Raw genomic sequence first — 10,350 nt, 5'->3', positions numbered from 1 at the left:
ATCATTACAAGAACATGAATGGAACGTGGGAAGAAATTGATAATAATATTTATCAGTATGAGAACTCTGAGTATTCAATGGGAACAAGAGGGAATAGGTTCTATGTATTATTTAAAGGAACAATACCAGAAGTTGAATTCTTAGAAAAAAAATATTCTATAAACTATATTCCATTAGATACTAATCGGAATATCAAATCAAATGTTGAAGGCAATAAGATCAATTACAAAGACGTTTGGCAAAATACCGATGTTTCCTACTCAGTAACAAATGATGGTTTAAAAATGAACATTCTGCTGAAAAATGTAGACTCTCCTAAACAATTTATATTCGAAATCGACACAAAAAATTTGACACCCGTACTAAAAGATGATCAAAGCATTGTTTTGATTGATGAAAATAATAATATCGTAGCATCAATCCCAACACCTTGGATTATGGATAAAAACTCAAGAACACCAAATTATGATCGAATCAAAGTAGAACTCAAAGAAATTAATAACAAAACACTAATAATAATTAGTTTGAATGATAATGGACTTACTTATCCCGTACTAATCGATCCAACAACCTATTCATTCGAAACGAATTTTCAGACTGACAGAATTACAAATAAATTAAACCTCAATATCCCAGATATTCTAGCCGGAAATATTACCTATGCCTATTTTGATAATTATTTCATACCGCATACAGATGATCCTGAGGATGTTGCTCCACAATATCCAATGGATATTTTCATCACTAAAACAGACAGTGAAGGAATTAACTTAAATAATCCAACAGTCTCGCCAACTCAAGATGGGACAAATTCTATTAAAATAGGAAGAACCTCCTATCCTTTTTATGATGAGAATACTGTAATCTCTTATGTTTCGACTGATGAAGAAAATCTCTTTGGACAACTAAATCCAACAGAACTAGTAAAGGGAATTGCATTTTGGTCGAACACACCACATAATTACTGGGATTTGAATGGAACTGTGACGCTGATTTATAACGATGCCCCCCTGTCAACGCCGATAGCACCGAAAGCCCCTCAATTATCCGTAGGTAATATTGGCTCTACAAGGGTCACTCTAACTTGGACTGCTGCGTCTCCCGAGGAAGGCGTAACCAAATATGAAGTATATCAAGTTCCATATGAATATCAAAATACTCCAATATTTACACCGTATAGTAATTCTATAGATGTATTTTCCCTCCTTCCTGGTAAAAACTACGAATTTTATGTTAGGGCAGTAACTTCTACTGGGTTAGTTTCTGATAAAAGTAATACAGTAGTAGTAAAAACTTTGTACGATAAGGCGAAATACTATTACGATTCCAATAACAGGTTGGATTACATTGAATTCGGAAGTGAGAATGATATTGTCGATTACATCTATGATTCGAATGGAAATTTGCTACAGATCGTTATAATTGAGTAGATTAAATCAATCACATATTATCCATCACTAGCATTGCAATAATATTCTGAGAATCATCTTTATATTCGGTTTAGTTGTCATGCAGACAAGAAAAACCTTTACGATGGAATGGTAGATAGTACTTGTCTATAATCCACTGAAAGGATCAGCTAAGGATAAGGATACCTGGTTTCTTCATTTGGTAATTGGATTTCTCTAATTTGTGCGAAGAAGTTCACAGAACGTGTTCTTGCTGCAAAGCAGTATAAATACTTCAAGAAGCTAACCACTCTTTCATTTCTGAAGTTGTTCTTATTCGCACAACTTCGCTAGCGTGATTGATTACGTGAAATCGCGGATGACCTAATGTCTAATGGCTTTCTATAGGAACTAGGCATCTGGCATCCCGTCGATCTCCGTATCGCAGCTTAGTCGAAACCATAACCAGGTTGATTCCGGCCTTACTTGAGCAGGTGTTCATGGATCTCGTACGCCAAATTCATCGTTTTGCGTCACAAGCGGACAAGCCGTTATGAACCAGGTTTGGATTTCCTTAATCGGGTTCTGTCTGTTGGTACTTGTGAAGATGGATACGGGCACCAAGAGTAGCCTATTTGAACTGTATCGCTGGCTCAAAGCGCTATTGGGACAGCTCAGAAAAGTGGCTTAAGAGAATCCATCATAAACCAGACCGAACATTGGCGAGAAGACGCAATAGAAAGTTAGAGTTAGTTTTGCACATTACTTAAATTTGCACAATTTACCAAGTAGGTATGTTGCCTTTAAGTAAGGTATTGACCTTTTGGCTATTTTTATGTAACGCTAGTGATCTTATTTATTAAAATTCAAATTTAGTCGCTACTACAAACCGGAACATCATGGACGGCTACAGGCTGGGTACTGAATTAAGGATATAGTTTTACCGTCAAAGCAAATGACATAACGGGAAATATTTCGAATGCAAGTAAAGTGGTTATGATACTTGCAAAAATGACTTACCACTACAAATCAAGGGGAAGGCTGGAAGCAAGTATCATTACTTCAACAGGACAAATCATCAAAAGATTTGAGTACGAAAACAACGGAAATTTGAAAAAGATCATTGATGTCGTTCAATAAATTGGAAACTAAATTTCTAAAAAAGTCACTGTGGAGGTCAATATGCGACTACGAATCATTCCGTTTCTTTTAAGTATCGTTATTTTCTTTACTAATATATCGCCAATCATTGCAGTGACAGAGAGCGAAGCGAGTCAGAAACCAAAATCGGATGCAACAACTAAATTTCAAAGTAATTATATTATCAAATACAAGGATGCAGCAAAAGGTAAACAAGGTTTATTAAAAAATCAAGGCAAACAAGCAGAGAAATCATTCAATCATCTCTCTAAGCACGTAAGTGTGACTCTATCAGCTTCCGAAGTGGAAGAATTGAAAAAAGATCCAAATGTCGAATACATCGAGAATGACAGTGTCGTGAAGAAAACAAGCGATACGGTTACTAACAACATCTATCAGATTCATATTCCGGAGGCTCAAGCTCAAGGTATTACCGGTGAGGGAGTCAAGGTTGCCATTCTGGATACCGGTATTTCTCGACAATCCCTAGAGCTGCACGTAACCGGTGGCGTGTCGTTTGTACCAGCAGATGTTACGCTTGGAGATCCTAACGGTCACGGTACATTCCTTGCTGGCATTCTCGCTGCCTTGAAAGATGACCAAGGGCTATTAGGGGTTGCGCCTAAAGTAAGCTTGTACGACGTCAAAGTGCTGGATGCCGAAGGAAACGGCACCTATAGCCAAGTCATACAAGGTATCGAATGGGCCATTGATAACGACATGGACGTCGTATCCATGAGTTTCGGAGGAACGGAATATTCTGCCGCCTTGGAAGAGGTTATGCAGAAAGCATATGAAAACAACATACTTCTGATTGCTTCCACAGGTAATGAAGGCTCAACCACCATTTCTTACCCGGCTAAGTTCAGCCCTGTTGTTGCAGTCGGAGCAGTGGATTCTAACAATCAATTAGCTTCGTTCTCCAATGCGGGCGACAAGGTTGAACTGGTTGCACCGGGAACCAATATCATGGGATTGTCGACTAACGGGAACGGCTATATTTCCATGAGTGGAACTTCCATGGCGGTCCCTCATGTAGCCGGTGTAGCGGCGCTAATTAAAGAAGCAAATCCATCATACACAAACGTACAACTTCGCGAGGCACTTCGGACAGGAGCAACTTCATTAGGACAAGCCTCTTCATTCGGCTATGGTTTAGTAAACGGAGCAAAATCGCTGAATATTTCGTATCAAGAATACATTCCGCCCCATGACCAGAATGTTCCACAACCACAGGTTACCGTGAAAACAACGAATCGTGGGATAGCTGTCGGAAAAGATGGTACTGTTTCGGCTTCCGTATACGACTCGGTTTATAAGGACCTTGTTTCCATCGATGGAAGCTCGGACATTCCATCCACCTATGACCAAGTAGCGCTTAATAATGTCAATCTTAAAGCAGATCAGGCCCCATTTAATATCGGCTCAAGCGGTGAAAATATTTCAACGTTAACAGGCGAACTTTCCGTTCAAAATACGGATTTTACGTTGCCCGGGCGGAATGGTTTATCCTTCTCGTTGTCAAGAATCTATAGTAGCGGAGATTCGCAATTTAATGATATGGATGTTGAATCAAAACCGGTCTACCATTATCGGGTATACCCATGGCAATTTGTGACTTATGACCAACAAGCCTCAAGTGGTAGTGTCAATTATGCCATTGCGTCCAATACAATTAATCAAGTAAACCTTGGGTTTAATACGCCTACTTGTACTTACAATCCAAGTACGGGTTCCACTTCCTGTCCGGATGTTGCGGGAACAGGGAAATATTATTACCAATATTTTGGGGATGGTTATTACATTTATTACAGTCCTAACCGCTACTGGTACTGTAATACAACACCTGAAAACTTTTCGTCTTGCTACAACAGTTCTCTAACGGCAATTGAGGAATATCGAAAAACGGCTGGATTCGAGTACTATAGTCCCTTCTTCGGCCCAAGTTACTCCGGTAATTACTACAGAGTGTGGTCCGTTCTTGCTCCGGTCTCGCCACACACACCAACTTCTTATCCTGTTTATCTCTACTCTGGTTACTTCAATAAAACAATTGACAAGACTTATCAGGATACGATGTTCCCTATTGGCAAGGGCTGGTCTTGGAATGTAAGCTCCATTGAAAGCAAGAGGGGCAAACGGTATTTACATCTAGCTGGTACAGGTACGTATGAAATTGACGGAAGCAACAAGCTTGTTGGTTACCCATGGAAAGATTTAACCTTAACCCAGAACAGCTCTGTGACTGTCAACGGTGAAACCTCATACTACGATTTAAAGACATTGGATAATAAACACATGTACTTTAATAGTGAAGGAAGATTAATACAGATTGCTGACGCTTATGGAAATACGATTCAGTTTGGGTATAGCAATGTAAATCCTTACGGAAAAGTATTAACGTCGATTACGGATGCCATCGGGAATGCAATTACGATCAGCTACACAACTTCTAATGTTGTGCTCACAATGGGCGATAAAACCGTAACGTACAGCAAATCTTCTCTGAATGGTAAAGAGATCCTCGCTTCCGTACAAGACCCGATGGGCAGAACTACCAGATACGGATATGGCTCGTATTCTGCCCAATTCAACTTCCCGTCTAATACAACGGCAAATCAACCTATGACAAATTCGTACGGTTTGTTAACAGAGGTTACTTATTCAACAGGGGCAAAAACGATTTACTCCTATACCGGTCCCGTTACCCGCTACTTTGGACCAAGCGGATATAATCAAGCGTACCGGGTTTCCCAAAGATACGACAAAGATTCGAATTACGGGTCCATCTATAATTACAGAACGTTCTCCTATTCCGGGGATATTGGGAGCAGTTACTCGGGCAGCTATGAATTTACAACAACCGTAGATGATGGATTGAAGCAAACTACCTATACCAACTATAAGCAGTATATTAGTGACACTGTGCCTGCAGCTTACTATACAACGAAGATTATTGAGAAAGATAAGAGCAGTACGCTGCAAAAAAATATGACCATGTCCTTTGATACGACCCGTCGTCTGCCAGTACCGAATACCACGACGGTAACTTCTACGAATGGCACATCAACATCTACACCGATTACGGTGAAACGCAGTTATGATGATTTTGGGAATGTCCTTACGGATACGGACCCGAACAACGTAACGACAACCTATACCTATGATGGCACGACGCATTTGCTCACATCCGTGTCCCAACCGATCAGCATCAATCAAACACGCTTCGTGCAATATTTACGTAATACCCAAGGAAGCATTACGCAAGTCAATGTTAACGATACGAATGTAACCGGCGCATTGCGTTCTCAGACGAATTTCGGTTACGCGGACGGCCGCGGCAATATTACGTCAATTACGGTGAAGGACGATAATCGAAATATCGTGGTAAATCAGGAATTTGGCTCCCTATATGGGAATGCATTTCTGACCAAACGATGGGTCACTGTAAAAGGTGCGGATGCAACAACGTCAACAGTGGCGGAGCAAATGCAATACGACAAATCTACGGGAAATATGACGCAATACACTGACGGCAAGGGATATAGCACATCATATCAATACGATAAATTAGGGCGTGTCAAACTCGCTACATTCCCGGATAATAGTCAGGTTACGCTTACGTATGACGATGCCAATAATAAAGTGACCGCAGTTGACCAAACGGGCCTCACCAGTGTGGTGCAGTGGAATCCGCTGGGGTGGAAAGTATCCGAAGGAATTAGCGGGACGAATAGTTTTACTACCTACGGGTACGATGCGTACGGACGTTTAGCATGGAGTCAAGATGCGCTTAGTCACCGTATCAATTACGCATATGATGCTTGGAGCCGGTTGACGAAAACGACTTATCCAGACAGCGCGATCTCAACCGTTTCGTACGATGACATTGGATTTACGAAAACGATAAAGGATCAAGAAGAAAATCAATCTCGGGAGAGCTATGACCTTCTGGGCCGTGTTACAAAGAAAGAATGGTTGAAACCGACTGGCAACATCACAATAGGCAGCTATACGTATGACTATGCCGGAAATGTTATTACGAGTGTAGATGGAAATAATAATGCGACCATTAACACTTATGATGTCTTGAATCGGTTGTTATCCGTTAAAGATGCGCAGAACAATATCACAACCTATGGGTATAACTTGGCGGGTAAGCTCAAGCAAATCCAATTTGCCGATGGGAGTCTGAAAACTAGTCAATACGATGAGCTTGGAAGGTTGATAATTAAGACGGATCCTGCCGGATTAATTGAAACCTACTATTACGATGCGAACGGCAATTTGACCAAGCAGGTAGATCGTAAAGGACAAATTCAAACATTTGCATACAATAACCGTAACTTTTTAACGAGCAGTGTGACAGGTCAGGAGGCAGTTTCATATACCTATGACACGGCAGGCAGACGACTTTCGATGGTAGATGGGACGGGAACAACTTCGTATGCACATGAACCTATGACGAAGCAGCTCAAGACCGTCACATATCCTGATGGCAAAAAGTTGAACTATCAATATAATGCCCAAGGCAGTCGGACCCAGATGACCGACCCGTTTGGATTTACCACTGCTTACGGCTATGATAACCGAAATCGGTTGACTGGTGTCGGTGCGTCCAGCGGCAATTGGGATGCCATATACACGTATAAAAAAAATAATCTGGTGTCGACCATTATGCAGGGAAATGCGATCAATTCGACGTTTGGATATGATGGTTTCAATCTCACCTCGTTAACGGAAACCAAATTGAACGGCGCTGCTGTCAACTCATTCAGCTATAAGTATGACAACAACTATAATCAGACGAGTAAAACGGAAAATGGTACTGCGAATTCGTTTACGTATGATAAACTGAATCGTATAGAAACGTCGACTCAATTTATCGAGCAATATTCCTATGACTCCCGTGGGAACCGTCTAATGTATACCGGTAACGCTCCGAATCTGCTAGCAGCAAGCTACACGTACGATGATCGTAACCGTCTGACACGAGTAGTCACAGGCGATGGGAAAAATGTTACCTATCGATATAACGGGGATGGACTGCTATATGAGCGAATGGAGAACGGTGTAACCACCCGATATTATTATGACGGTTTGAACATCATTGCCGAAGGTACTGTAACGAACGGTACTGTGACATTAAAAGCAAGATATGAGCGGGGGCGCGGACTAGTTGCCCGTATCGATGCAAGTGGCAATAAACAGTATTATTTGCACAACGGACACGGTGATGTGGTTGGGTTAACGGATGCTAGCGGTAATATCCTTAACCAATACACCTATGATATGTGGGGGAATCCTATTACCGCTCACGAAACGATAGAACAGCCGTTCCGCTACAGCGGCGAGTACTGGGATAGTTCTACTGGGTTGCAGTATCTTCGTGCAAGATGGTACGACCCAAGCATAGGGCGATTTATTAATGAGGATAGCTATGAAGGGGAAATTAATAATCCGTTGTCCATGAACCTTTATACTTATGGTTGGAATAACCCTCTTCGATATACAGACCCAACAGGTCATAATGTTTGTGGTATAGGAGGAGCGGGGACGGACTGGTGCAACAATTACTTTGGGCAAGTTGGTTCTTACGCACAGGGTTTATGGTACTCTGTTACTGATTCCGCAGTGTACAAGGGTACAAAAGCAGTAGCTGATTTTGCTATATTGGATGATGTAAATACTTTAGTCGATGGTAATGCTTCTGTAACGGATAAGACTCTCGCAGGACTTGGTTTTGCTCCTGTAGGGAAGATGATTAAGGGTGGTAAACTAGTCGTTCAAATGGCTAATAAATACAAGTCAATTGAACGTGCAGTTGAAGCTACTGACGAAGCATTAAATGTAACAAAAGTAATCCGCGCTAGACCTGAGTCGGTCGTAAACGCATTAAGTAATTTCAGTAGCACTACGATGACATTTGGAAGTAACAAGTTTTTATTAGATAAAAGTGGTATGACGCACATCTTGGAAAGACATCATCCTTCTTATTGGGATGGCTCAGTCAAATCGTCACAAACATTTTTTAATGAAAGTATAAGTATTGATGATATTTCTAGTGCCATTCAAAGTGTTATGAGTCAAAACCGAGAAACGCTTATAAACAAAGGTGCTACAGGAATGTACCAAATTACAGGTTCTTATAATGGAACTGAATACATTTTAGGATTGAATAATGGTAGAGTGGGGCAATTCTATCCAAAGTGAGGTAACAAAGTTGATAGAAATTAAATCATATTTACTAAAACCGTATGTCAAGATTACTGATTTAACTGCTGTTAATAAGAAGCCAAACGATTATTTTATTAGCATTCAGAACAGTAAAGAGATAAAAGAAATTAAAAACACCATAGACTTGAATTATGTAAGTGGAGCGATATGTATAAATTATTATGAAGACCCGATATTAGATTTTACCCATTGGGATTTAGTTGACCAATTATGGTCATACATTATTGATTTGGTCGAGAAATTTGAATCATTTGGTAACGCTGAAACTTATTTTCCTGACCAACCTATTAGACTAGAATTGAAGAGGATTAATACAAATCTAATGGTGGTATGTGTTGATGAGTCGAAGCATACTGTGGAAAGTTCCGTGTTTTTAGAGAAGTTGCTAGATTCTGCTGAGATATTTTTTACATCAATGCATCAATATTTTAATATCAATACTTATTCCGCTCAGTTACAGAAAATAGAACTGCTACGAAAATAAATAAGCGATTTTGCCACAATGCGACTAACCCTCGTGTTGTGGTTCTTTTTTTGACATGAACACTGCCGCGGCGGCTAATCTGATAGACCCCACCCAGTGCTGAATGAATGACTATATCGAGATTAAATAAAGTTAACCCTCGTCAGCCCCGTTCCAAAATTTCTACAATTCCAGTGTACGCACAGTTGCAGTTGAAGATTATACCCTAATTGATTGAACTTGCCTGACCAAAACAGTAGCAAAATCATCAGATACCACCATATTGAACCTCAATTTCTTTAGCTTCGCTTTATCGCTGGTTTCTGAAAATACAGATATTTGCGAAATCCAAATAGCAATAGATGACCTGTCTGATGCGAAATAGAAAGTGTGAAGTAAGACGCAACTTCATTGCTTCTTACCCCGACCATTAATAGTAGGCGCGGTCAATAAAAAAGTTTTTTGATTTTGTTCGCAATTTATCTAGGGATTATAACGATGGATATGGTGTAAAGACAATCTGCTGACGAGCAGTTGACATATACAGGTAAGGCAACGTGAAGGCTAGCCACCTTGCCCTCTAATATAGTCCGAAATTCATTAAAAATTTCGGTGGGGGGCTGAGCATGGAAGGAGTGAAGTTATCCATAGACCGTATAGTCGTGGACTTTACAGGAGTAGGATGGGAGTTCTTTAACTGGTTTCATAACCAATTTCGCCGCGCATATCGTGTTCCAATGACTGTCAAAGACAAGGGCTTCAAATACCATTTTACAGCATACGAGAACGGGCAATATTTGCACGTGTCCTACTTCCTGCTGTATGCGGAACGCTCCAAACGATATACCCTGCGTGTAGAATGTCATCCCGACTCGTTGCTGTTGTACAAGAAATGGCTTATGCCGATAAAAGAACATGCTCAGCAGATTCTATTCGTTCGGTCGGATGTGGCGTATGACATACCGTTGCCGATGTCGGAATTATTTGTTTTATCGTTGACGGGGCGGAATATGCACATTGGAAAGGGGAGTTTCTACTCTAATCAAGGGTATCAACAACAAGTCGCCGGATATTGCCGAGTTTACGACAAGAAGGCACAGCTATTACAGGAATATGGGGAAA

Annotated in this window: 4 protein-coding genes and 1 pseudogene; all 5 read left to right on the top strand. The window is 40.6% G+C overall.

Translation table 11 applies throughout. The features are described 5' to 3' along the window. Window positions 1–1,430: fibronectin type III domain-containing protein (locus JMF85_RS27665; protein WP_201319380.1), on the top strand; the 1,430-nt coding region annotated here is incomplete at its 5' end. A gap of 165 nt (window positions 1,431–1,595) precedes the next feature. After that, window positions 1,596–1,742 carry a DUF4372 domain-containing protein gene (locus tag JMF85_RS28735; protein WP_201319381.1) on the top strand — a complete coding sequence of 49 codons (147 nt, stop codon included), beginning with the start codon at window positions 1,596–1,598 and terminating at the stop codon, window positions 1,740–1,742. A gap of 828 nt (window positions 1,743–2,570) precedes the next feature. Beyond that, window positions 2,571–8,741, top strand: coding sequence for a S8 family serine peptidase (locus tag JMF85_RS27655; RefSeq protein WP_201319379.1), 6,171 nt, complete (start codon window positions 2,571–2,573; stop codon window positions 8,739–8,741). 10 nt (window positions 8,742–8,751) lie between these two features. Beyond that, the gene (locus JMF85_RS27650; RefSeq protein ID WP_201319378.1) at window positions 8,752–9,249 is read left to right on the top strand and encodes a hypothetical protein; all 498 of its coding nucleotides are present in this window, start codon (window positions 8,752–8,754) and stop codon (window positions 9,247–9,249) included. Window positions 9,250–9,854: 605 nt separating this feature from the next. Then, window positions 9,855–10,350 (top strand): annotated as a pseudogene (locus tag JMF85_RS27645) (replication initiation factor family protein); the annotation flags it as partial.

Source organism: Paenibacillus sp. EPM92 (assembly GCF_016586185.1).
Taxonomy (GTDB): Bacteria; Bacillota; Bacilli; order Paenibacillales; family NBRC-103111; genus Paenibacillus_G; species Paenibacillus_G validus.
Note: the sequence above shows the minus strand (reverse complement) of the source record. Positions and strands in the feature narration are given on the sequence as shown.

Coding starts and splice junctions, on each gene's coding strand:
- JMF85_RS27655 (WP_201319379.1), top strand. CDS start 2,571: ATGCGACTACGAATCATTCCGTTTCTTTTAAGTATCGTTATTTTCTTT.